Source organism: Acidovorax sp. ACV02 (assembly GCF_014851475.1).
Taxonomy (GTDB): domain Bacteria; phylum Pseudomonadota; class Gammaproteobacteria; order Burkholderiales; family Burkholderiaceae_C; genus Acidovorax; species Acidovorax delafieldii.
The window spans coordinates 303,980-328,081 of sequence record NZ_JACUZU010000006.1; the positions used below are offsets into that span (position 1 = coordinate 303,980).

At 65.0% G+C, this 24,102-nt stretch carries 16 protein-coding genes and 1 tRNA gene; 10 read left to right on the forward strand and 7 right to left on the reverse strand.

Going from position 1 to position 24,102, the window contains the following annotated elements; translation table 11 throughout:
* Positions 1 to 217: 217 nt before the first annotated feature.
* The gene (locus tag IB236_RS16240) at positions 218 to 1,654 is read right to left on the reverse strand and encodes a PLP-dependent aminotransferase family protein (protein WP_056065047.1); all 1,437 of its coding nucleotides are present in this window, start codon (positions 1,652 to 1,654) and stop codon (positions 218 to 220) included.
* Between the two features lie 201 nt (positions 1,655 to 1,855).
* Between IB236_RS16240 and gabT the strand changes: the two genes are divergently transcribed.
* The 8 genes from gabT (at position 1,856) to IB236_RS16280 (ending at position 11,926) form a co-directional block, all read left to right on the forward strand.
* Complete coding sequence (gabT, locus tag IB236_RS16245) at positions 1,856 to 3,148, forward strand: 4-aminobutyrate--2-oxoglutarate transaminase (RefSeq protein WP_192421461.1); 1,293 nt, start codon at positions 1,856 to 1,858, stop codon at positions 3,146 to 3,148.
* Between the two features lie 30 nt (positions 3,149 to 3,178).
* Positions 3,179 to 4,288 (forward strand): ABC transporter ATP-binding protein, encoded by a 1,110-nt coding sequence (locus tag IB236_RS16250; RefSeq protein WP_116750416.1) that lies wholly within the window; start codon positions 3,179 to 3,181, stop codon positions 4,286 to 4,288.
* A gap of 52 nt (positions 4,289 to 4,340) precedes the next feature.
* Complete coding sequence (locus IB236_RS16255) at positions 4,341 to 5,375, forward strand: ABC transporter substrate-binding protein (RefSeq protein ID WP_056063211.1); 1,035 nt, start codon at positions 4,341 to 4,343, stop codon at positions 5,373 to 5,375.
* Between the two features lie 101 nt (positions 5,376 to 5,476).
* Entirely contained in the window at positions 5,477 to 6,721 is a 1,245-nt protein-coding gene (locus tag IB236_RS16260; RefSeq protein WP_116750417.1) for an ABC transporter permease, read from the forward strand.
* A 31-nt stretch (positions 6,722 to 6,752) separates the two neighbouring features.
* A complete protein-coding gene (locus IB236_RS16265) occupies positions 6,753 to 7,571 on the forward strand; it encodes an ABC transporter permease (RefSeq protein WP_116749982.1) in 819 nt (272 codons plus the stop codon).
* Between the two features lie 2 nt (positions 7,572 to 7,573).
* Positions 7,574 to 8,698 (forward strand): ABC transporter substrate-binding protein, encoded by a 1,125-nt coding sequence (locus tag IB236_RS16270; protein WP_225581194.1) that lies wholly within the window; start codon positions 7,574 to 7,576, stop codon positions 8,696 to 8,698.
* On the forward strand, positions 8,695 to 10,383 hold the full coding sequence (locus IB236_RS16275; protein WP_192421463.1) for a methyl-accepting chemotaxis protein: 1,689 nt from the start codon (positions 8,695 to 8,697) through the stop codon (positions 10,381 to 10,383). The genes IB236_RS16270 and IB236_RS16275 overlap by 4 nt, the downstream gene beginning before the upstream one ends.
* Before the next feature lie 46 nt (positions 10,384 to 10,429).
* Positions 10,430 to 11,926 (forward strand): NAD-dependent succinate-semialdehyde dehydrogenase, encoded by a 1,497-nt coding sequence (locus IB236_RS16280; RefSeq protein ID WP_304503418.1) that lies wholly within the window; start codon positions 10,430 to 10,432, stop codon positions 11,924 to 11,926.
* A gap of 171 nt (positions 11,927 to 12,097) precedes the next feature.
* Here the strand turns inward: IB236_RS16280 and IB236_RS16285 are convergent, their stop codons facing one another.
* From IB236_RS16285 to IB236_RS16295, 3 genes are all read right to left on the reverse strand, one after another.
* Entirely contained in the window at positions 12,098 to 12,352 is a 255-nt protein-coding gene (locus tag IB236_RS16285; RefSeq protein WP_192421464.1) for a hypothetical protein, read from the reverse strand.
* A 50-nt stretch (positions 12,353 to 12,402) separates the two neighbouring features.
* Positions 12,403 to 13,626 (reverse strand): YeeE/YedE family protein, encoded by a 1,224-nt coding sequence (locus tag IB236_RS16290; protein WP_192421465.1) that lies wholly within the window; start codon positions 13,624 to 13,626, stop codon positions 12,403 to 12,405.
* A 125-nt stretch (positions 13,627 to 13,751) separates the two neighbouring features.
* Positions 13,752 to 14,645: a sulfurtransferase gene (locus IB236_RS16295; RefSeq protein WP_225581211.1), complete on the reverse strand. Its 894-nt coding sequence runs from the start codon at positions 14,643 to 14,645 to the stop codon at positions 13,752 to 13,754.
* 244 nt (positions 14,646 to 14,889) lie between these two features.
* On the opposite strand from IB236_RS16295, the gene IB236_RS16300 reads away from it, so the two are divergent.
* Positions 14,890 to 14,963: transfer RNA gene (locus IB236_RS16300), tRNA-Gly, on the forward strand.
* 74 nt (positions 14,964 to 15,037) lie between these two features.
* Here IB236_RS16300 and IB236_RS16305 read toward each other — a convergent pair.
* Both IB236_RS16305 and IB236_RS16310 read right to left on the reverse strand, forming a co-directional pair.
* Positions 15,038 to 16,978, reverse strand: coding sequence for a Cache 3/Cache 2 fusion domain-containing protein (locus tag IB236_RS16305; RefSeq protein ID WP_304503419.1), 1,941 nt, complete (start codon positions 16,976 to 16,978; stop codon positions 15,038 to 15,040).
* A 286-nt stretch (positions 16,979 to 17,264) separates the two neighbouring features.
* Complete coding sequence (locus tag IB236_RS16310) at positions 17,265 to 18,173, reverse strand: pseudouridine synthase (RefSeq protein WP_192421467.1); 909 nt, start codon at positions 18,171 to 18,173, stop codon at positions 17,265 to 17,267.
* A 325-nt stretch (positions 18,174 to 18,498) separates the two neighbouring features.
* On the opposite strand from IB236_RS16310, the gene IB236_RS16315 reads away from it, so the two are divergent.
* A complete protein-coding gene (locus IB236_RS16315) occupies positions 18,499 to 20,673 on the forward strand; it encodes an AsmA family protein (RefSeq protein ID WP_225581212.1) in 2,175 nt (724 codons plus the stop codon).
* A gap of 154 nt (positions 20,674 to 20,827) precedes the next feature.
* On the opposite strand, the gene IB236_RS16320 is transcribed toward IB236_RS16315, so the two are convergent.
* Positions 20,828 to 24,091: an error-prone DNA polymerase gene (locus tag IB236_RS16320; protein ID WP_225581195.1), complete on the reverse strand. Its 3,264-nt coding sequence runs from the start codon at positions 24,089 to 24,091 to the stop codon at positions 20,828 to 20,830.
* Positions 24,092 to 24,102: the final 11 nt, after the last annotated feature.

Sequence of the window (24,102 nt, forward strand, 5' to 3'; positions counted from 1 at the left end):
AGGCGCAAAACGCAGCAATAGCCGTAGCTATTGCGAGTATTTGCAACGCTGCAGACCGCCCGAGGCCGCTGATGCACACGACGCGGTGATTCGTGCAGAGGGTCCCTATGGACCAGCCCCCCGGGCCACGGGCAGTTGCGTCAATCACTATCTATTTGATAGCAATCCAGGCATATTGCACTAGCGCATCCGCCCCAAAACGCTTCAAACCGCGTGCTCAGGCCAGGGAACTGCCCTGTTCCGCCACCTGCTGGCCCATCTCGATGCGCTGCTCCAGAAAGCGCCACATCCGCTCGTCCTGGCTGAACGCCACGTTAAACCGCAGCCAGCCCGTAGGCCGGGGCTCCACCAGAAACAGCTGACCCGGCCCGAGCATGATGCCCGCACCGGTGGCCTCTTTCGACAGCTCGGCACTGTCGGGCAGGTCTGGGTGCCGGGCCCACAGGTACATGCCCGCCTCGGGCTCGTGGAACAGCTCGAACCCCAGGTTCAGCAAGCGCCGCCCCACCGTGCGGTGCGCCTCGGCCAGGCGCTCGCGCAGCGACTTGAGGTGCTTGCGCCAGCGCCCATCCGTCACCACACCAAACGTGATGCGCTCGGTGATCTCTGACGAGGTCAGGCCCGAGATCATCTTGAGCTGCACCAGCTCGTCGAGCAGGTCACGCCGCGCCGCCAGAAAGCCGGTGCGCAGGTTGGGCGAAATCGTCTTGGAGAAGCTGCCCAGGTAGATCACGCGGTTGAGCTGGTCCAGGCTGGCCAGCGAGGGGCGCACACCGGGGTCCATGTCGGCGTAGATGTCGTTCTCCACCAGCATGAAGTTGTGCTGCTCGGCCAATTGCAACAGCCGGTGCAGGTGCGCCACCGATGCCACCGAGCAGGTGGGGCTTTGCAGGCGCGGCTGCGTGAAGAACACCGTGGGCTGGCGCTCGGCCAGCAGAGCCTCCAGTGCGGGCAGGTCGTAGCCGGTGGCGGTGCGCGGCACACCCACCACTTGCGCTCCCGCAAAGCGCAACATGAACAGCAGGTTGGGATAGCCGGGGTCGTCCACCAGCACCACATCGCCAGGCTTGACGAGACGACGCGCCACCAGGTCCAGCGCCTGGCTGGAGCCCTGCGTGAGCAGCACCTGGTCGGCGTCCACCGCCAGATGGTGCTCGGCCAGCGACTCGGCCACCACCATGCGCAGCGCCATGTGGCCGTGCGGCAGGCCATAGCCGTCCAGCTCGGGCCCATCGGACGACAGCTGGCGCATGCTGCGTTTGACCGCATCGCCAAACAGCCAGTCGTGCGGCAGCCAGCCGCAGCCCGGTTTCATGGGCAGGTTGCGGTTTTCAAAAATTTGTTTGAGGTACCAGCGCGCATCAAAACGGGGCACGGCCCGCTCGGGCGCACCAGTGCCGGGCGCAGCGCCCTCGTCGCCCCGCCGCTTCACAAAAAAGCCCGCATTGGCCCGCGACACCAGCCAGCCCTGCGCCACCAGGCGGTCGTAGGCCTCGACCACGGTGAACACGCTCACGCCGTGCGCAGCGGCAAAAGCGCGGATGGACGGGAGTTTGCTGCCGGGTTTGAGCACCTGCCCGGCGATGAGCCCCCGCAGACCATCGACGATCTGGCTGACCAGAGGTGTCTGGAGGTCGGGGCTGAGAGTGAGCATCAGGGGAGCAAAAAAGGGGGCGAATTGTGCACTGGGTTGGCGCACACCAAATCAGGGATTGCCTGTACAGGATTCTAGACCTGCACAGTGCGCGCCAAACAGCGCTGCGCTGTACATGGACGGGCCGTGGCGTGGATTCCAGAATTCGCCCCATTCCTGGTTTTCATTCCCTTTTTGTCCTTCACAGCCACCGCCCACACCATGCAGCAAGACCGCCATTTCACCAACGCCGCCCTCCTCACCCGCCGCCACGCCGCCGTGGCCCGGGGCGTGGGCCAGGCCCATGAACTCTTCATCCACAAGGCCCGCAACGCTGAGCTGTGGGATGTGGAGGGCCGCCGCTTCATCGACTTTGCCGGTGGCATCGCGGTGCTCAACACCGGCCACCTGCACGCTGGCGTGATCGCCGCCGTCAAGGCCCAGCTGGACCTGTACACCCACACCTGCTTTCAGGTGGTGGCGTACGAACCGTACGTGGAAGTGTGCGAGCGCCTGAACACGCTGGCCCCCGGCGCGTTTGCCAAAAAGAGCCTGCTGCTCACCACCGGCGCCGAGGCCGTGGAAAACGCCATCAAGATCGCCCGCGCCTACACCAAGCGCCCTGGCGTGATCGCCTTCACGGGCGGCTACCACGGCCGGACCAACCTCACGCTGGGCCTCACCGGCAAGGTCGTTCCGTACAAGGTGGGTTTTGGTCCGTTCCCGGGTGAGACTTACCACGCGCTGTTCCCCAACGCACTGCATGGCGTGAGCGTGGAGCAGGCCCTGCATTCGGTGGAGCTGATCTTCAAGAACGACATCGAGCCCGAGCGCGTGGCCGCCTTCATCGTCGAGCCCGTGCAGGGCGAAGGCGGCTTCTATGTGGCCCCACCCGAGTTCATCACCGGCCTCAAGGCCCTCGCAGACCGGTACGGCATCCTGCTGATTGCCGACGAAGTGCAGACCGGCGCGGGCCGCACGGGCACGTGGTTCGCCTGCGAACAATGGCCGGTGGCCCCCGACCTCATCACTACCGCCAAGTCGCTGGCGGGCGGCTTCCCCCTGTCGGGCGTGGTGGGCCGCGCTGACGTCATCGACGCGCCTGCAGCTGGCGGCCTGGGCGGCACCTATGCGGGCAGCCCGGTGGCCTGCGCGGCAGCCCTGGCGGTGATCGATGCGTTCGAGCAGGAAAACCTGCTGGCCCGCAGCCAGGACATGGGCGCGCTGCTGGTCAGTGACCTGAAAGCAATGGCCGCCAAAGTACCCGCCATCGGCGACGTGCGCGGCCTGGGTGCCATGGTGGCGATCGAGCTGTTTGAAAACGGCGATGTACACCGCCCCGACGCCGCACTGACCAAAAAGGTCGTGGCCGAAGCCGCGCGGCGCGGACTCATCCTGCTGTCCTGCGGCACCTACGGCAACGTGATCCGCATCCTGGTGCCCCTGACTGCATCGGACGAACTGCTGCACGAAGGCCTGGCCATCCTGGCCGACAGCTTCGCAGCTGTGGGCTGAATCCCTTCTCCCTTGATTGCCCCCACCACCATGAACCACGCAGAACCCCTGGTCCGCTTCAGCGGCGTGCAAAAAACCTACGACGGCGAACAGCTTGTGGTGCGTGCGCTGGACCTGGACATCCAGCGCGGCGAGTTCCTGAGCCTGCTGGGGCCTTCGGGCTCTGGCAAGACCACCACGCTGATGATGCTGGCCGGCTTCGAGTCGCCCACCGCGGGCGACATCCTGCTCGATGGCAAGCAGATCACGCGCACGCCGCCGCACAAGCGCAACTTTGGCATGGTGTTCCAGAACTACGCGCTGTTCCCCCACCTCACCGTCGGGCAGAACGTGGCTTACCCGCTCACCGTGCGCAAGGTGCCCAAGGCCGAGCAGGCCGAACGCGTGAAGAAGGCGCTGGACATGGTGCGCCTGTCGGGCATGGCCGACCGCCTGCCCGCACGCCTGTCGGGCGGCCAGCAGCAGCGCGTGGCGCTGGCCCGCGCCCTGGTGTTCAACCCCCAGCTGGTGCTGATGGACGAGCCCCTGGGAGCCCTGGACAAGCAGCTGCGCGAGCACATGCAGATCGAGCTGAAAGAGCTGCACCGCCAGCTGGGTGTGACCTTTGTGTACGTGACCCATGACCAGGGCGAAGCCCTGACCATGAGCGACCGCGTGGCGGTGTTCAACGAAGGTGTCATTCAGCAGTTGGCCGATGTGGAGTCACTGTACGAGACCCCGTCCAACCGCTTTGTGGCGGGTTTTGTGGGCGACAGCACGGTCATCACCGGTACGCTGCAAGGCAGTGGTACGGCGTGGGCACTGCAGTTGCCTGACGGCCAGCGCCTGCCCGGCCTCAATGTGAACCACCTGGCACCCGGCGCCCCGGCCGAGGCCTGCATCCGCCCCGAGCGCATTGCGCTGCATGCCGCCAGCGCCACGCCCCAGGCCCCCGCCCTGCGCGCCACGGTGGCCCGTGCCATCTATTACGGCGACCACCTGCGCCTGATGTGCGACATCGGCGCCGGCCAGGCGCAGGCCACCGTCAAGCTGCCGCTGACCCGCGCCGACGCCAACCCGCACCCCGAACCTGGCGATGCGGTGCTGCTGGAGTTCCCCACGGAGTCCGTGCGCATCTACGCCGCGCCCACCGTTCACTGAACCGCATTTTTTGTTCCCCGTCCCCTTCCCTCAACCCCTAGGAAACCGCACCATGAAAAACAAGAGCCTGATCGCCTGCGCTGCCCTGTCTGCCTGCCTGGCCCTGCCCAGCCTGGCGCAGCAGCAACTCACCGTCGTCAACTTCGGCGGTGCCAACGCCAATGCACAAAAGAAGGCCTTCTACGAGCCCTACGAAAAGGCTGGCAACAAGATCGTGGCCGTGGAGTACAACGGCGAGCAGGCCAAGGTCAAGGCCATGGTCGAGGCCAAGAAGGTGACCTGGGACGTGGTCGAGGTCGAATCGCCCGACGCCGCGCGCGGCTGCGATGAAGGCCTGTACGAAAAGCTGGACTACAGCAAGATCGTGCCCAAGGCCGACCTGCTGCCCGCTGCGGTGAACGAGTGCGCTGTGGGCATCTTTGTGTGGTCCACCGTCATGGCCTACAACGGCGACAAGCTCAAGACCCCACCCACCAGCTGGGCTGACTTCTGGGACACCAAGAAGATCCCGGGCAAGCGCGGCATGCGCAAGGGCGCGCGCTACAACCTCGAATTTGCGCTGCTGGCCGATGGCGTGAAGCCCGCCGACGTGTACAAGGTGCTGGCCACCAAGGACGGCGCCGACCGCGCGTTCAAGAAGCTGACCGAACTCAAGCCCAACATCCAGTGGTGGGAGGCCGGTGCCCAGGCGCCGCAGTTCCTGGTCGCAGGCGATGTGACCCTGACCACGGTGTTCAACGGCCGCATCGACGCCGCCAACCGCGAAGGCCGCAACCTCAAGATCTACTGGCCCGGCGGCATCTACGACCTGGACTACTGGGCCATCCCCAAGGGCACACCCAACAAGGATGCTGCTGTGAAGTTCATCGCCTTCACGATGCAGACCCCACAGCAAGCCGCCTATGCACAGAACATTGCCTATGGCCCGGCCAACACCAAGGCCCTGGCGTCGCTGGACAAGAAGGTGCTGGACGACCTGCCCACCTCGGCCACCAACGCCAAGGAGGCCCTGCAGTTCAGCGTGGGCTTCTGGGCCGACCAGGGCGAGGCGCTGGAAAAGCGCTTTGCCGCCTGGGCCACGCAGTAAGCCTGCGCCCGCCCGCCTGAGCCATGAGCCCACACCAGCAGCAGACAGAGCCCACCACCATGCAAGCCCACTCCGGCGTGATCGCCATGAACGCCCCTGATATGGCCCCGCACCGCGCACAGGACAGCCACGCCCCCGGCGCGCTGCGCAAAGCCCTGGCCCGCGCCGAAGTGCGGCGCAAATGGCGGGCGTTCAGCCTCACGCTGCCCTTGCTGGTGTTTCTGCTGCTCACGCTGCTGGTGCCCATTGCCGCGCTGCTGCAGCGCGCGGTGGAGAACCCCGAAGTGGCCAACGCGCTGCCCGGCACCATGCGTGCCCTGGACGGCTGGGACCGGCGCGACGCACCACCGGCGGCGGCCTATGCCGCGCTGGTGGGCGATCTCGCCCGCCTGCCCGACCGTTCGGACGCTGGCGCCCTGGCGCGCCGGCTCAACTCCGAGGTGCCGGGCGCACGCTCCATGGTGATGGGGGCCTACCGCGACCTGCCTTTTGAAGGTTCTGCCGACGCCATCAGGGAGCGCCTGCTGGGCGCCGACCCCCGCTGGGGCGAGGCACCCTTCTGGCGCGCCATAGCCAAGAACGGCGCCCGCTGGACGCCCGACTACCTGCTTGCATCGGTGGACCTGCAGCGCGATGCACTGGGCCAAGTCGAGCGCATGCCCGAGGAGCAGCGCGCCTTTGGCGGCATCCTGCTGCGCACGTTCCACATCAGCCTGGTGGTCACACTGGTGTGCCTGCTGGTGGGCTACCCGCTGGCCTGGTGGCTGGCCTCATTGCCTGCGCGTTCGGCCAACGTGCTGATGATCCTGGTGTTGGTGCCTTTCTGGACCTCGATCCTGGTGCGTGTGGCCGCTTGGATCGTGCTGCTGCAATCCGAAGGCCTGGTCAACCGGGGCCTGATGGGCCTGGGCCTGATCGAACAGCCGCTGGCGCTGCTGTTCAACCGCACGGGCGTGGTGATTGCCATGGTGCACATCCTGCTGCCGTTCATGATCCTGCCGCTATACAGCGTGATGAAGAGCGTGCCGCCCACCTACTTGCGTGCGGCGGTGTCGCTGGGCAGCTCGCCCATTGCCGCGTTCTTTCGGGTGTATGTGCCGCAAACCTACCCCGGCATTGGCGCGGGTGCCCTGCTGGTGTTCATCCTGGCCATTGGCTACTACGTCACGCCCGCGCTGCTGGGCGGGGCCGATGACCAGATGCTGAGCTACTACATCGCCCGCTACACCAATGTGGAAGTGAACTGGGGCATGGCCTGCGCGCTGGGTGCCCTGCTGCTGGCTGCCACGCTGCTGCTGTATGGCGTGTACCGGCGCATTGGCAAAGCCGAATTGAGTCTGGGCTGATCACTCCCTCCAAAGCTGAAAGTCGCTGCCCATGTTTCGCCTGCCCCAATTCCCCCTGTACGCCACGTTGGCCGACAAGCTCGGCTGGTGGGCCGTGCGCGCGCTGTGCGTGTCCGTGCTGGTGTTCCTGCTGGCCCCCATCCTGGTGATGGTGCCGCTGTCGTTCTCCGAAAGCTCGTTCCTCGCCTACCCCATCCACGGCTGGTCGCTCAAGTGGTACCGCAACCTGTTCGAGTCGGCCGAATGGGCCCGTGCCACGCGCAACAGCTTCATCGTGGCGCCTGCAGCCACGCTGATTGCCACTGTGCTGGGCACCCTGGCCGCCGTGGGCCTGTCGCGGGCGGACTTCCGGTTCAAGGGACTGCTCATGGCCATCCTGATTGCCCCCATGGTGGTGCCCATCATCGTGGTGGGCGTGGCCACCTACCTGTACTTCGCGCCGCTGGGCCTGGCCGACAGCTACTTCGGCCTCATCATCGTGCACGCAGCCCTGGGCGCACCCTTTGTGCTGACCACCGTGCTGGCCACGCTGGCGGGCTTCAACCACAACCTGGTGCGCGCCTCGCTGAGCCTGGGTGAGACACCGCTCAACACCTTCTTCCGCGTGACGCTGCCGGTGATTGCGCCGGGCGTGATCTCCGGCGCGCTGTTTGCGTTTGCCACCTCCTTTGACGAAGTGGTGGTCACCCTCTTCCTGGCCGGGGCCGACCAGTCCACGCTGCCGCGCCAGATGTTCAATGGCATCCGCGAGAACATTTCGCCCACCATTGCCGCCGTGGCCACACTGCTCATCCTCTTCACCACCAGCCTCTTGCTGGCGCTGGAGTGGTTGCGCACGCGCAGGGGCTGAGCATGCGCCACGCTTTTGTGAAGCACGCCCTTGGGGTGTCGTGTGGCCTGGCCTTGGCCGTGAGCCCCGCGCTCAGTCAGACGCTGACGGTGGCCAATTTTGGCGGCGCCAATGCCAAAGCCCAACAATTGGCCTTCTATGCGCCTTTTGAAGCCACCCCCAACGCCAAGGGTGCCAAGGTGCAAGGCGTTGAATACACGGGCGACCTGGCCCAGGTGGGCGCCATGATCCAGCGCGGCAAGCCTGAATGGGATGTGGTGGAGGTGGAATCCGCCGACCTGGCAAATGGCTGCGCCGCAGGACACTTCGAGCGCATTGACCGCACGAGCGTGCCCCACGCCAGCATGCTGCTGCCCGGTACGGTGCAAGACTGCGGACTCGGGGCCTTCGTGTGGTCTACGGTGCTGGCCTTCGACAGCCAGCGGTTTGGCAAGGACGCGCCCAGGAGCTGGGCCGACTTCTGGGACACCAAACGCTTTCCCGGCAAGCGCGGCATGCGCAAAGGCCTGCGCTACAACCTGGAGATCGCACTGCTGGCCGACGGCGTGCACCGCCGCGATGTCTACGCCCAACTGAACAGTGAAGCCGGCTTGGCACGCGCACTCAAGAAGCTGGAACAGCTCAAGCCCCACATCGTGTGGTGGGAGTCGGGTGCACAAGGGCCGCAGAACCTGCTCGACGGCACGGTCGGCATGACAACGGCCTTCAATGGCCGCGTGGCTGCAGCCAATGCAGCCACCCAGTCCTCGCGCCTGTCCATCGTCTGGATGGATGCGATCTACGAGATGGACTACTGGGCCATTGTGCGGGGCACGCCACGGCAGGCGATGGCGCTGGACTTCATTCGCTTTGCCACCTCGGAGGCTGCGCAGCTCGCTTTCTCTAAGGCAATTCCCTACGGCCCCACCCACATGGGGGCCATCCTGCGCTATGAAGAAAATCGCCCCCGGTCTGCAGAGCCGGTAGGAGGTGGGTCAACGCACACCCCGTTGGTCGACCTGTCGATGGCCCCCAGCGACCTGCCCTCCGCCCCCTCCAACCTGCGCAGATCGCTGGCTTTTGACGCCAGTTTCTGGCGCACGCACGGTGCGTCGGTAGAGCGCCGCTGGGCAGTAAGCGCACCATGATCCGCAAAACATTGCAATCGATCGCCGCCATGAAGGTCTGGGTGCGCCTGATGTGCACGCTGGGCTTGCTGCTGGCCCTGCTGGCGGGTGTGGGCCTGGTGGCAGCGCAGCGCATCCGGGTGCTCCATGAAACGCTGGACCACTACACACGCAACACCACGCCATCGCTGCAGGCCGTCAAGTCCTGGCAGGAAAAGCTGGCCGCCATCCGGATATTGCAGGCACAACACCTCATGACCGTCTCCGCCGCCGAGATGGACCTTCTGGAAAAGGGCATTGACGAAGCCCATGCCCAGCTGCGCAGCAGTCTCGCTGAACACGAGAAGCGCCTGACGGGTGAGGAAGACCGTGCCTTGTGGATGGCGGTGACCGACGTGACGCAAACGGCCATGGGCTACTGGGACAAGCTGCGTGCCGTATCGCGGGAGTCGCTCTCAGACCCCGCCCGGGCAGAAGAAGCGCGGCGTCTGTTCACCGGCCGGTCGCAGCGGTTGTTTGCGGCCAGTGCAGCGGCGGTGGAACAGCAATGGCAGTTCACCACCGACGCAGCGAATGCGTTGGCGGCCAAAGGTCGGGCCACCTATGTGTTCTCCATGGCCCTGCTCGCGGGCAGCTGCACCTTGGCGCTGCTGCTGGGCACGGGCCTGGCCGCGATGGTCATCCGCTCCATCACGCGGCAATTGGGGGGCGAGCCGGTTGATGTGGCGCACATGGCGCTGGTCATCGCCCAGGGCGACCTGAGCGCGGCAACTTCGGCCGGGTCGGCGCCCCCCCTGCCGGGCAGTGTCATGGCGGCCATGGACACCATGCGCGGCCACCTGGCGGCCCTGGTCGGCGATGTGCGCAACAGCAGCGAGAGCATCGCCACCGGCTCGGCAGAGTTGGCCACCGGCAACCTCCACCTGAGCCAGCGCACGGAAGAGCAGGCCAGCCATCTGCAGCAGACCGCCGCTGCCGTAGCGGTCTTGACCGATTCGGTGCGGGACAGCACAGTCAAGGCAGAGCAAGCTCACCGCCTCGCAGACGGAGCCTCTGGCGCAGCGGCAGACAGCGGACATGCCGTGCAGCAGATGGTGGCCACCATGGAGGACATCTCCACTTCGTCCAAGACCATCAGCGACATCACGGCAGTGATTGACGGCATTGCGTTCCAGACCAACATCCTCGCGCTGAACGCTGCCGTGGAAGCGGCGCGTGCTGGCGAGCAAGGCCGGGGCTTTGCGGTGGTGGCCACCGAAGTGCGCTCTCTGGCCCAGCGCAGCGCCGAGGCAGCCCGGGAGATCAAGCGGCTCATCCACCAGAACGTGGACAAGGTGGCACAAGGCCACCAGCATGTGCAGCAGGCAGGGGCTTCGGTGCACGCCATCGTCTCGCAGGTGCACGACATCAGCGCCATGATCGGCGACATGCACCACGCGATGACGCGCCAGTACGAAGGCATCCGCGAGATCAGCGGCACCATGGCACGGTTGGACGAAACCACCCTGCAAAACGCGGCCCTGGCGGAACAAGGCACAGCCGCCACCCAGAGCCTGCAAGGCCAGGCAGCGCGTCTGGCCGAGCTGGTTAGTATTTTTCAGTTGCCCAAGGCCCCTGCAACGCAGGCGACACTCGCCCGTACTGCCCGTGATAGCCTGTTCGTCGCCCCGCATCCACGCGCCGCACTGCCCGCACTTTGGCACTGAATTCGCCCTCTTTCTGCCCTTATTTCACCTGCATCCGGAGACCCCCATGGACATGAAGACTTCCCCCCTCGCTTTGCTCAACGACCCCACGCTGCTCAAGACTGACGGCCTCATCAACGGCCAATGGGTGGCGGGCAGCAGCCGCTTTGACGTGAACGACCCAGCCACGGGCCTGAAGCTGGCCGACGTGGCCAATCTGGGCCCGCAGGATGCCGAGGCCGCCATTGCCGCCGCCAACGCCGCCTGGGGCCCCTGGAAAACCAAGACCGCCAAGGAGCGCAGCATCATCCTGCGCAAGTGGTTTGACCTGCTCATGGCCAACCAGGACGACCTGGGCCGCATCATGACCGCCGAACAGGGCAAGCCCCTGCCAGAAGCCAAGGGCGAAGTCGCCTACGGAGCGAGCTTTGTGGAATGGTTTGCCGAAGAGGCCAAGCGCATCAACGGCGAGACCCTGCCCCAGTTTGACAACAACCGCCGCCTGCTGGTGCTCAAGCAACCCATCGGCGTGTGCGCGGCCATCACGCCATGGAACTTCCCGCTGGCCATGATCACCCGCAAGGTCGCGCCTGCGCTGGCTGCGGGCTGCCCCGTGGTCATCAAGCCGGCCGAGCTGACGCCGCTCACCGCCCTGGCCGCCGCAGAGCTGGCCCTGCGTGCGGGCATCCCTGCCGGCGTGTTCAACATCCTGCCCGCCGACAGCGACAACTCCATTGCCATCGGCAAGGTGCTGTGCGCGAGCGACGTGGTGCGCCACATCAGCTTCACCGGCAGCACCGAAGTGGGCCGCATCCTGATGGCGCAGTCCGCCCCCACGGTCAAGAAGATGTCGCTGGAGCTGGGTGGCAATGCGCCCTTCCTGGTGTTTGACGATGCCGACATCGACAGCGCCGTGGAAGGCGCATTCGCCAGCAAATACCGCAACGCGGGCCAGACCTGCGTCTGCACCAACCGCTTTTATGTGCAGGAAGGCGTGTACGACGAGTTCGTGGCCAAGTTCGCCGCCAAGGTCAAGACGGCCAAGGTGGGCAATGGCTTTGAAGCCGGTGTGAACCAGGGCCCGCTGATCGAGGAAGCCGCGCTGGCCAAGGTGCAGCGCCACGTGGACGACGCGCTGGCGAAGGGCGGCCAGGTGGTGGCTGGCGGCCAGCGGCTCAAGAGTCTGGGCTCCGGGCAGTTCTTCGAGCCCACGGTGGTGGCCAATGCGTCGGCCGACATGCTGTGTGCCCGCGAAGAAACCTTTGGCCCGTTTGCGCCCGTGTTCAAGTTCAAGACCGAGCAGGAAGCCATCGACGCAGCCAACAACACCGAGTTCGGCCTGGCCAGCTACTTCTACAGCCGCGACGTGGGTCGCATCTTCCGCGTGACCGAGGCGCTGGAATACGGCATGGTTGGTGCCAACGTGGGCATTCTGGCCACAGAGCACGTACCCTTTGGCGGCGTCAAGCAGTCGGGCCTGGGCCGCGAGGGCTCGCACTACGGCATGGACGACTATGTGGAGATCAAATACCTGTGCCTGGGCGACATCCAGAGCGGCCAGTGAGCGGATGCCAGGGGGCTGCCGCTTCGCTCTGCCGGTGAATAGCTATAATTTTTATAGCTTTACAGGCAGATATTTCTAGCGCTTCGAGCCCAAAATGTCTGAAAGCGCAGGTGCATTGCGTCCCTGCGCGCTTTGGCGCCCCAAGTCTCTTGCGCGTCTGCAGCGAGGGGCTTACACGCAGCGGTAGATCACCTCAAAGCGACTGACCTGGGCCGACAGTTCTGCCCCCAGGCCATATCGTGCGCAATGTTTTTCGGCCGCATTGAAGGCTCCGTCAGGGCCCAGCGTTGAATTTTCCCAGTTGATGGATACCGACTTCCCGTTGCCAACAACAACGAACGGCGCGGGGGGTGTGTAGGCGCAGCCAGCCACACCTGCGGCCAGCACCGCCCGCCAGAGCCAAGCCGTCAGAGTCATCGGTTTCATGTGCGCGTCCATGCGGCCCGCAGTGTATCGGATAGGACTGACGGGTGGACTCAGCGTTGTTGCAGCCCTCCGCTCAGCCACAGCCGCTTGATCTGCAGACCGGCCCACACCGCAAAAAATACGGACAGCCCAAACACCCAACCCGACAGCGCGCCCGCCATGCCGCCGGACAGCAGCGTGCCAACGGTGCAGCCCAGCCCGGTCATCGCCCCCCAGCCCAGGAACACGCCACCCGACAGGCCCCGTACAGCATCGCGCCACGTAGGCCAGCGCGGCACAAACTGGCGGCTGGCTGTAGCTGCCACGAACGCTCCCGCCACCAGGCCCACCAACAGCATGGCATTGGGGGTAAACCAGGTGGCCTGCGGCACGGTAGCGCAACCCGCAAATCCATCGAGCCCATCGAGCCGGTCTGGAATCCAGCCCTGCCCCTGTGCCCACTGGCGTGCGGCGCTGCCCAGCGTGGCTGTCACGCCCAGGGGTCGCATGCGCACGATGGCAAATGCGCCAATCAGACCCACGACCAACCCGCCTACCCAGTAGTGCCAGCGTCCGGTCCACAGGTTGCGCCACACGGCACGCAGTCCTGGTACGACAGGGACTGCACCCGGCGCTGATGATGCGGCGGCCTCCTGCGCAAAGCCCCGCCAAAGCCAGGCAGCCACCAGGGCCAACCCGCCCAGTTGCGCCAGCAAGGCGCCGCCATACCCCTGGTGGGCAGGCAGCCACACCACGGGCGCATCGGCCACACTCTGGCTGTATAAGGGGTTCCAGGTCTTGAAACCCAGGATGAAGCCCAGTGCCGACCCGGCCAGCGCGAACGGCGATACCGTGGCCGCTTCGGCCAGCCGGTACCAGTGCGCGCTGATGCACGAGCCCGACACCACCATGCCGGTACCAAACGACAGCCCAGCCGCTACCAGCACCCAGCTCACGGGGCCGATGTGCATGTCGGGCGGCAGCTTGCCCGGCTGGGGCACGGGCAACCAGCTACCCAGCACCACGGTGTAGCCCACCACCCCCACCGCCAGCGCCAGCACGATGGCCAGCAGCCCGCGCGGATTGCGGTCTTCAAACCAGTCGCGCGCGTGGCAGTAAAAGCAAAAGCGCGAGCGCTGCAACACGAGCCCCAGCACCGCGCCCGTGATCAAAGCAAAAACGAGCGTGCGCCCGCCTGGCAAGCCCTGAACCGCCTGGGCCGCCCAACCCAATGCCGCCAGCGCTGCAAGCGACGCCAGGGCTCCTGCGCCAGAGAAATTGATCTTGTATGTCATTGCACCGCACCCATAAAAAAAGCCCGCACCAGGCGGGCTGTAAAGGAGACCCCCTACCAAAACTCAAAAGATCTCTTTGTTTTGCATTGCACCTTCTTCCCAAAAGGTTCTGTCGGTCAGCCCATTCACTTCGCGGCCCAGATGGTGCCCGCCGGGTTGGTGATGGGCACGCCCACCGCATTGCCGTATTCCGTCCACGAACCGTCATAGTTCTTGACGCTGTAGCCCAGGATCTTGGACAGCGCAAACCAGGTGTGGCTGGAGCGTTCGCCAATGCGGCAGTAGGTGATGATGGGCTTGCTGCCATCCACGCCCGCGCTGGCGTAGAGCTTTTTGAGGTCCTCGGCGGATTTGAAGGTGCCATCCTCCTTGACCGCCTGGCCCCAGGGCACGTTGGCCGCGCCGGGGATGTGGCCGGCACGGATGCTCAGCTCGGGCACACCGGCCGGGGCAAAAATCTTGCCCGCGTATTCGTCGGCCGACCGAATGTCCACCAGCTTTGCATTGCTCTTGCCCTCTGCCGTAGCCAATGCATCGGACAGGCGGGCCCGCAGGTCGGTGTTCATCTTGGCCACCCGGTAGCTGGTGGTTGCAAACTCGGGCACGCGGTTGTTCAGCGGCTGGTTCTCCGCCTCCCACTTCTTGCGGCCGCCGTCGAGCAGCTTCACGTTCTTGACACCATAGATGTCAAACACCCACGCGCCCCAGGCAGCAAACCAGTTGTTGGTGTCGCCGTACAGCACCACCGTGGTGTCTTGCGACACACCCGCCTTGGACAACAGGGACTCAAACGCCTCCTTGCTCACGATGTCACGGCGCACCCGGTCGTTCAGGTCCTGGTGCCACGAGAAGTTGACCGCACCCGGCACATGGCCGCGCTCGTACAGGCCGGGGTTCACGCTCACCTCCACAATGCGCACCTGCTGGTTGTCCAGGTTCTGCGCCAGCCATTCGGTGGTGACCAGAGGGCCTGCGGGGATGGGTGTGGCAGCGAGCAAAGTTCCACCGAACAACGCCATGCAGGATGCCAAGGAGGCGCGCATCCAGCGGCGTCCAAACCATTGCGATGAGAGAGTGCGTTGGGTTGTCATTGGCATCCTTTCCTTTTCTTTGAAGTGCCTGCGCGGTGCAGCAGGTGGAAGGAATTTAGAGCCCGACGCGATCACACCCAACCAACATGTTCGGCTATGGATATGCGTTTTGCACGCTTGCACAAAGCGCTTGCCAGACAGCTGGCGGATGCTGCCTATAATCCGGAGCGTCGCGGGTGTAGTTCAATGGTAGAACGGCAGCTTCCCAAGCTTCATACGAGGGTTCGATTCCCTTCACCCGCTCCAAATCAATAAAACCTGCCAGGCAGCAATGCCTGGCAGGTTTTTTCATGGGCTGACGTCTTTCTGTCGAGGGCTCTCTAGCCGCCGAGCTTTGGCACGGCACGGTCCGGTGCGGACACATGCATACGCGCCGTTGTTGCATCCTGGCTCAGGTTGAACCGCGCAATGGCCTCAACCATCTGCTGCGCCTGCGTGCGCAGGCTGCTGGCAGCCGCAGCCATTTCCTCCACCAGCGCCGCATTCTGCTGCGTGGTCTGGTCGAGCTGTGTGACAGCCTCACCCACCTGGCCAACTCCGGCGGTCTGCTCGTTAGTGGCCGCGCTGATTTCAGAGACCATGTCGGCCACGCGCTGGATAGAGCTGACGACTTCCTGCATCGTGGTGCCCGCCTGATCCGCCAGCACCGAGCCCTGTTGCACCATGGCGCTGCTGGCGCCAATCAGCTCCTTGATGGCCTTGGCTTCGGCTGCCGTGCGCTGGGCCAGGTTGCGCACCTCGGCAGCCACTACCGCGAAGCCGCGACCTTGTTCACCCGCGCGTGCTGCCTCGACCGCCGCGTTGAGCGCCAGGATGTTGGTCTGAAAGGCAATGCCGTCGATCACACCAATGATGTCGGCGATCCTCTGGCTGCTGTTGTTGATGTCCTGCATCGTGCGGACCACTTTGGACACCACCTCACCACCCTGCTGGGCAACCCGGCTGGCCCCCACGGCCAGTTGGTTGGCTTGGCTTGCGCTGTCGGCGTTGTGGCGTATGGTGGCGCCCAGTTGCTCCATGCTGGCCGCCGTCTGCTCCAACGCACTGGCTTGACTTTCGGTACGCCCCGACAGGTCCTGGTTACCCTGTGCAATCTCCGTACTGGCAGCAGATACGCTGTCGGCACTGGTACGCACCGTGCCCAAACTTTCCACCAACCGGACGCGAAAGCCTTCCATGGCCTGGGCCAGAGAGCCGATTTCATCGCGCGAGCGGACGGACACCGCGTGCGTGAGATCCCCCTGCGCCAGATAGCCAAGGGCTGTGCTTAGCTGCTGCACGGGGGCACCCACCAGTCTGCGCGTAGCCACCAACAGCACCACAGTGAGCAAAGCGAGTGCCACCGCCACACCCAGCCAAAGCCAGGTGAGCACGCCGCGCGCCTCACTCATCATCTCTGTCAAAGGTGCCTCGGCAACGATGGCCCAGCTCCAGGGTTGGTAGTGCTCAACCGCCACGTAGCGGGTGGCGGTATCACTCTCACCGCTGCGACGGGGCGACCAACCGGACTCCAGATCGCCAGAGGACTGGACCGCAGCCAACGACGCCAGCCAAGCCTTGGCGTTGTCGTCCTTGTCATCCAACTTCAGGGGCTTGCCAGCGCCGGGCAACCCGAAAACACTGCCCCGTGCGGGGCCCGATGAGAGATTGACGGCATACACAGCACCCGAGGTAAACAATTTTTGTCCCGCCATCACGGTGTCGAGCTTGCCCAGAATGGCACCCATGTCGGAGCCAATGAACAGGATGCCGATGGTGCGAGTCCCGTCGCGGATGGGCTCATACACGGTCATGTACTCACGGCCAAACAGGCTGGCACGGCCGATATAGGTTTTGCCCTCATTCATGAGGGCATAGGCCGGGTGCTTACGGTCCAGCAGGGTCTTGTAAGCACGCTCACCATCCTGCTTTTTGAGGGATGTGGTCACACGAATGAAATCGTCGCCGGTGCGCGCGAAAATCGTGGCCACGGCACCCGTGCTGTCCTTTGAGAATCGGTCCACCACTTCAAAGTCGCCGTTGACGGAGGCCCCCTGGAAAGACAGCACAGCCTCGGGCTTTCCATCGGCCCCAGGCAACTCTGCCACGGTGAATTGACCTGGGAAATTCGCCTTGAACAGGGTGAAGTCGCGCTTGGCCTGCTCTTGTGCCGTTTCATCAAAGGTCTGGACCAAAGTGCGTACTTGGGCGGCGTATTGCATGGCATCACCACGCGCGAGGCGACCAAAGTCTTGCCAGAGCAGGGTACTGACGATGCCCATCGTGGCCAACAAAACCGCCAACAAGCTGAGCAAAGCCGTCAAGGACAGCTTGAAGGCGACGGAATGGCGGGAACTTGAGGGAATCATCTGGTGCTTTTTGGTAATTTATGCATCGACGTGCATACGGAGAACCAAAGTACCCGATCTCGCGCAAAAACAAAACCATCACCAGTGCAATGGCCTTTCCAGGCATAGGGAAAACCCTTGCAAAAATTCACCACAACAACAACCCGCTGCTGCAGACACAGAAGTCGTCATGCAGGTCTGCGTCGAGGTCCCAGCGTGTTCAAGGCAGGCTCAGCGCCTGTCTGCTTTCAAAAACCCTTTGCACCCCAGTGACGGGATCCACAAACTCCAGAGACCGCGCCAACAGCTGCAGAGGCCGCGAGTAGTCGCCTTCGGGCGGGTCATTGACGACGGGATAAAAAGGGTCGTTGCGCAGTGGCAGCCCCAGGGCCGCCATATGCACGCGCAACTGGTGGCGCTTGCCAGTGACGGGCGACAGCAGGTACCGAGCCCAGTCGCCTGTGACCTCTAGCACCTGGATATGGGTGTAGCTATTGGGCTCGCCCGACACCTCCTGCATACGAAAAAACTGCGGACTCTCCTCCAACCGGCTGCGGTGGTCACGCGGGAAGGTCAGGTCTGCGCGCCACGGTGCAACGGCCTCGTAATGCTTGATGATCTGCCGGTCGCGGAACAGCGCCTGATACGCCCCGCGCGTTGCCTGATGCACTGACAGCATCACCAACCCAGCCGTATCACGGTCAATGCGGTGCAATGGCGAAAGCTCGGGCAGCCCCAACCGGCGTTTGAGGCGTACCAGCAAGGTGTTATGCAGATACCGGCCTGAGGGCGTTACCGGCATGAAGTGCGGCTTATCTGCCACCACCAGATGCTCGTCCTGATACACCACCGCTTCACTGAACGGCAAGGCGGGCTCGGCTGGAAGGCTGCGATAGTAGTAAAGGCGCAGCCCTCCTTCAAAAGCCCGATCAGGCAACACGGCCTGCCCGCGTTCATCCACCACGACACCCGCCTCCATGCGCTCGTGCCACCCTTCACGGGACACGGCCGGCAGCCGCTCTGTCAAAAAATCCAGCATGCTGCCCTGCCCTCGCACTGGCAGTACCACGCAGCTGGGGCTCACCCCATCGCGCACGGGCAATACATGGGGATGGCGAGGGTTGTGCATGGCGTGCAGATTCTATGACGTGCTCGCGCAATCCTGTCCCTGTAGGACAAGGGCGGCAGTTGCACCCAAGCGGCCACGGAGCGCGCTGATGCCGGCTAGCATGAGTCGACAAGGCCGCACAAAAGGCAGGCAGGCGCTGTTTTCACAACCGCCCCTGCGCAAGCAGCTTACGGTGCGACACAGTCAGGCGATTTCATTCTTCATGCTCCCCACACCTGCTACTCCTTCTGCCGGCAACCCGGGTGCTAATGCACGCCTCGGCCCCTTTGCAATGTCTGCCAGGGGTTCTGGCAAGCGTTTTGCACGGTGGGCGCTGTGCGCTGTGATGTGGGTGTCTGCGCTGCTGGTGGTGGTGCTGGGGGCACTGCCGGCGTGGATCGACTGGAATCGTGCAAAGCCCTTGGTCAATGACATGGTGAGCAGCGCGACCGGCCGGCACTTTGCCATTGAAGGTGATCTGTCTGTGGCATGGCACTGGCCCCAACCCCTAGAGGATAAATGGCAACGATGGGTGCCAGGTATCACGATCACTGCAGAACGTCTGGTGATGGACAACCCGCCCGGGTTCACGCCGCCTTTCCCGCACACTCCCAGCAAAACACAACCTGAAGGCATAACCCGCACACAGTCCCCCCCGGGTGACACCGGCACAGCCACCATGGCCCGCGTCGGTAGCGCCACCGCCACCGTACGTCTTTTACCGTTGCTGGGGCAACATCTTTCCATCGACACAGCGATACTCGCCAGCCTCCACGTGGCACTGGCCCGGACCGCCGATGGAGCCAACAACTGGACGTTTGCACGCAAGGATGGGCCCAAGAGCAGCTGGAGTTTTGACGTGGACCGCCTGGTGGTGAACCAGGGCGTTCTGGGCTACGCCGACGGCGTGAAAGACCTGGACCTGCGGGCACAGATCGACACCACAGCGCCTGCGCCCGCGGAAGCGGCCCACCAGGCCACCAACGCCTCAGTCAGCCCTGGTGATGGGGCAGCAGCAAACGCGGAGTCCGGCACACCCCACACAGAAACCGTAGCCTATGGCCTGCATTTCGAGCTCCGGGGCCGCTATGCAAAGGCGCAGGTGCAAGGCCGGGGGCGCGCAGGCCAAGTCATCAGCCTACGCGACAAGGTGGTGAACTACCCCCTGCAGTTCGACGCCAGCGCAGGCAGCGTGGCTCTGTCGGCCGAAGGGATGCTGACTAACCCGAGGGCACTCTCAGGACTGGATTTTCAGGTGTTTCTCAAAGGCGGCAGTATGGCCGACCTGTATGACCTGACAGGCCTGGTGCTGCCCAACACCCCGCCGTTCGCTACGCGCGGACGGCTGACTGGCAGCCTGGAGCCTGAGCGCGCAGCGTGGGAGTACAACGATTTTCGCGGCAAAGTGGGACAGAGTGACCTGCAGGGATCGCTGAAGTACACATCCGGCAAACCGCGACCCCTGCTCACCGGCATCATGACCTCCAATCAGCTGCGCCTAGCAGATCTGGGGCCGACGCTGGGCACCCGGCAATCAGGCAACACACCACGCAGCCGCAGCCAGGGTCGCAAGGTGCTGCCGGACTCCCAATTTGCGGCAGAGCGGTGGAATGCCATGGACATGGACATCGTGTTCAAGGGCCGCCACATCATTCGCCCCGAGAGCCTGCCACTGCAAGATCTGACTACGCGGGCAGTGATGGAAAATGCGCAGCTTAAGCTGGCCCCTCTGACGTTTGGTGTGGCAGACGGGAAAATCGAATCCCAGGTCATCATCGATGGACGCTCTGCCCCCCTCAAGGCCCAGATACGCGGCAGCGTGCAGGGGCTGCAACTGTCTGCCCTGTTCCCCAAAGTCCAGCTCATGAAGAAAAGTCTGGGCCGGATGGACGGGGCCATTGCCCTGCAGAGCAAAGGCAGCAGCGTGGCAGGCCTGCTGGGCCACGGTACGGGCGAGATTCGCCTTTATGTGCGCGATGGCACGCTGAGCCAGCAGATGCTGGACCTCGCGGCACTCAATGTGGGCAGCATCATCGTGGGCAAGCTCTTTGGCGAAAACAAGGAAGTGCATCTGCGCTGCGCGGTGGCAGACTTCATGGTGGCGGATGGCCTTGCGACCACCCGCGTTGTGAAGATGAGCACCGACGATGCGGTGGTGAATGCCACCGGCACCATCAACATGGCCACGGAAGAGCTGAACCTGCGCCTCAAGCCAGAGTCGCTAGCGTGGAAATTCTTCTCGCTACGCTCTCCCTTGTACGTAAAAGGCACGTTCGGCAACCCTGCCGTGGGTGTGGAGGCTGGCCCGCTGCTGCTGCGTGCGGGGACCGCAGTGGCCGCCGCCGTGGTGGCGCCTGCCGCGTTGGCGCTGGTGCCAATCACCGTACCAGCAGCGGACGACGACACACATTGCAAGCCCTTGCTCGACCTGGGCCGACAACCTGTGAAACCCGGGGCTCAAGGGGCAGCAGGCACCGCCTCTGAGCCAGCGCGGCGCGCAGCCACGGTGCCCGCACGGTGAACGGCCGCTCCCCGGTGCACAGGAGGGTACTCTTCACCGATCCAGAGGGGTTGCTATCTGGCGGCATGGTGGCATGGTGGCAGGGCACTCTATCGGTCCCTAGCCTTGCCTGCAGCACAGTCGCGGCGCCGAGGCGCCAAGACGTTCAAGGCGGTCAATGGAAATCCCGGCTCCCCTGCAGCGCCTGCCCCATGCGGCCCAGTAGGGGTGTCAGGTCCTTGAAGCGCTGGGCCACCAGGTGGCGCACCACCGCCGTGCTGCCGGGTGGGCCGGCGCTGCATTGCCATACCCCTTCCACCGCCAGCAGCTGTGACCGCAGCAGCGCATTGCGCCACACATCGACCATGGCGGGCCAGACGATGACGTTGACGGGGCCGGTTTCGTCCTCCAGCGTGACGAACATGGTGCCCTTGGCGGTGCCGGGGCGCTGGCGCACCGTGACGATGCCGCAGGCGCGCACCTTGCGGCCGTGGGCGGCGCTGTGCAGTTGCAGGGCGGTTTGCAGGCGCCAGCGGGCCAGGCGGGGGCGCAACAGGGCCAGGGGGTGGCGGCGCAACGTGAGGCCGGTGGCGGCGTAGTCGAACAGGATTTCTTCGCCCTCGGGCGCCTCGGGCAGTTGCAGCGGGGCCTCGTGCACGGGCACGTCGCGCCACAGGGGCGGCGCGCTGTGCTGGGCGGCGGCGTCCCACATCTGCTGGCGCCGGTGGCCCGACAGGCTGGCCAGGGCATCGGCGGCGGCCAGGGCTTGCAGGTCTTGCTGGCTCAGTTGGGCACGCAAGGCCAGGTCTTCGGTGCTGGCAAAGGCGGGACCTGTGGCGCGGGCGTGCAGCAGGCGTTTGGCGGCGTCTGTGTGCAGGCTGCTGACCATCCGAAGGCCCAGGCGCACGGCGGGCTGGGGCAGCGGCGGTGCGCCCAGGCCGCGTGCGGGGCGCAGCGGCTCGGGGTTGCCCTCCAGCGTGCAGTCGATGTCGCTCACGGTCACGTCGATGGGCAGCACGCGCACGCCGTGGCGGCGGGCGTCCTGCACCAGTTGCGAGGCGCTGTAAAAGCCCATGGGCAACGAGTTGAGCAGCGCCGCCAAAAAGCACGCGGGCTCGTGGCACTTGAGCCAGCTGCTGGCATAGGCCAGCAGCGCAAAGCTGTGGGCATGGCTTTCAGGAAAGCCGTATTCGCCAAAGCCCAGCATCTGCTGGAAGATGCGGTCGGCAAATTCGGCGGGGTAGTCCCTGTCTTTCATGCCTTGTTTGAGAGGCTCTTCAAAGCGATGCACGCCCCCCTTGCGCTTCCAGGCGGCCATGGAGCGGCGCAGGTCGTCGGCCATGCCGGGGGTGAAGCCCGCCGCGATCATGGCGATCTGCATCACCTGCTCCTGGAAGATGGGCACGCCCAGCGTGCGCGCCAGGGCGTCCTCCAGCTCCGGCTTTTCGAGTTGCAGAGGCTCGCCCTTGCGCCGGCGCTCGCGCGCCTGCAGGTAGGGGTGCACCATGCCCCCCTGGATGGGGCCGGGGCGCACGATGGCGACCTCGACCACCAGGTCGTAGAACTCGCGCGGCTGCAGGCGGGGCAGCATGCTCATCTGGGCGCGGCTTTCGATCTGGAACACGCCCACGGTGTCGGCGGCGCAGATCATGTCGTAGGTGGCAGGGTCTTCGCGCGGGATTTCCTTGAGACCCCAGTGCTCGCCGCGCAAGGCTGCGCGCAGGTTGAGGCAGCGGCGCAGCGCGCTGAGCATGCCCAGGGCCAGCACATCGACCTTGAGCAGGCCCATGTCATCGAGGTCGTCCTTGTCCCACTGGATGACGGAGCGGTCCTTCATGCTGGCGGGCTCCACCGGCACCAGCCGCGTGAGCTTGCCCTGGGTCAGCACAAAGCCGCCCACATGCTGGCTCAGGTGGCGCGGAAAGTCCTTCAGGTCGGCAGCCAGCTCCAGCCACAGCCGGGCGGTATGCCGGTGCAGCGACACGCCCACCGCCTGGGCCAGCTCCTGCAGGCGGTCGGTGGCAAAGGTTTCGTCAAACCAGTGGTGGTCTTTGGCAAACGCATCGACCAGGGCGGGCGCCACGCCCAGGGCCTTGCCTACGTCGCGCAGGGCGCTGCGTGTGCGGTAGCAGGCGACCACGGCGGCGATGGCGGCGCGGTCGCGGCCGTATTTGTCGTAGATGTACTGGATGACCTCTTCGCGCCGGTCGTGTTCGAAGTCCACGTCGATGTCGGGCGGCTCGCTGCGTTCCTTGCTGATGAAGCGCTCGAACAGCAGGTGGGACTGCTCGGGGGCCACCGCCGTGATACCCAGCACGTAGCAGACCACCGAGTTGGCAGCCGAGCCCCGGCCCTGGCACAGGATGCCCACGCTGCGCGCAAACCGCACGATGTCGTGCACGGTCAGGAAATACATCTCATACCCGCAGTGCGCGATCAGATCGAGCTCTTTGCGGATCTGCGCCTGCACGCCCTCGGGCGCGCCCAGCGGGTAATGGCTTCGCACGCCCAGCTCTACCAGCCAGGCAAGCGCCTGGGCAGGTGTCATGCCCTCGGGCACGGTCTCAAGCGGGTAGCGGTACTGGATCTCACTCAGGCTGAAAGTGCAGCGCCCGGCCACGGTGAGCGTGGCCGCCAGCAACTCGGGCGGGTAGATGCCCGCCAGCCGCACGCGCTGGCGCAGGTGGCGCTCGGCATTGGGCTGCAGCGCAAAGCCGCACTCGGCCACGGTGCAGCCGCGCTTCACGGCGGTGATCACATCCTGCAGCGGCTTGCGCGAGCGGGCGTGCATGTGCACGTCGCCCGCCGCCACCAGCGGCAGCTGCAGTGCAGCGCCCACGCGCTGCAGCGTGGCCAGCCACAGGCTGTCGTCGGCGGCCTGGTGCAATTCGACCGCCAGCCACACATGCGGAGCCTTTTGAGAGCCTAACTGGCCGGTAGCGCTAGTGATACATGCGCTGATTGCTACAAAATCAGAAGCATCAAAGCGCTGGCGACAAGGTGCCAGCAGCAACTCGCACCCCTGCAGCAAGTGCCAGGGGCTGTCCGCCGCCACACGGTATTGCCCCTTGGGCGCGGCGGCACGGGCGGCGGTGATGAACTCGCACAGGTTGCCCCAGCCCTCGGCATCGCGTGCCAGTGCCACCAGCCGCAGGTCACCCCACAAAAACTCGCTGCCCACGATGAGGTGCAGGCCACATTCCTTGGCCGCCCCCCAGGCACGCACCACGCCGGCCACGGAGCATTCGTCCGTCAGCGCCAGCGCCTGGTAGCCGAGTTGGGCAGCACGCGTGACCAGGTCTTGCGGGTGCGATGCGCCGCGCTGAAAGCTGAAGTTGGACAGGCAATGCAGCTCGGCATAGCCCGGCAGCTCGCCCGCGCCCGCTGCGGGGCCTGGCACCGCAGTGGCCTGTGAAGGATGTCGGTGCGTCAAACCCATGGACAACCACC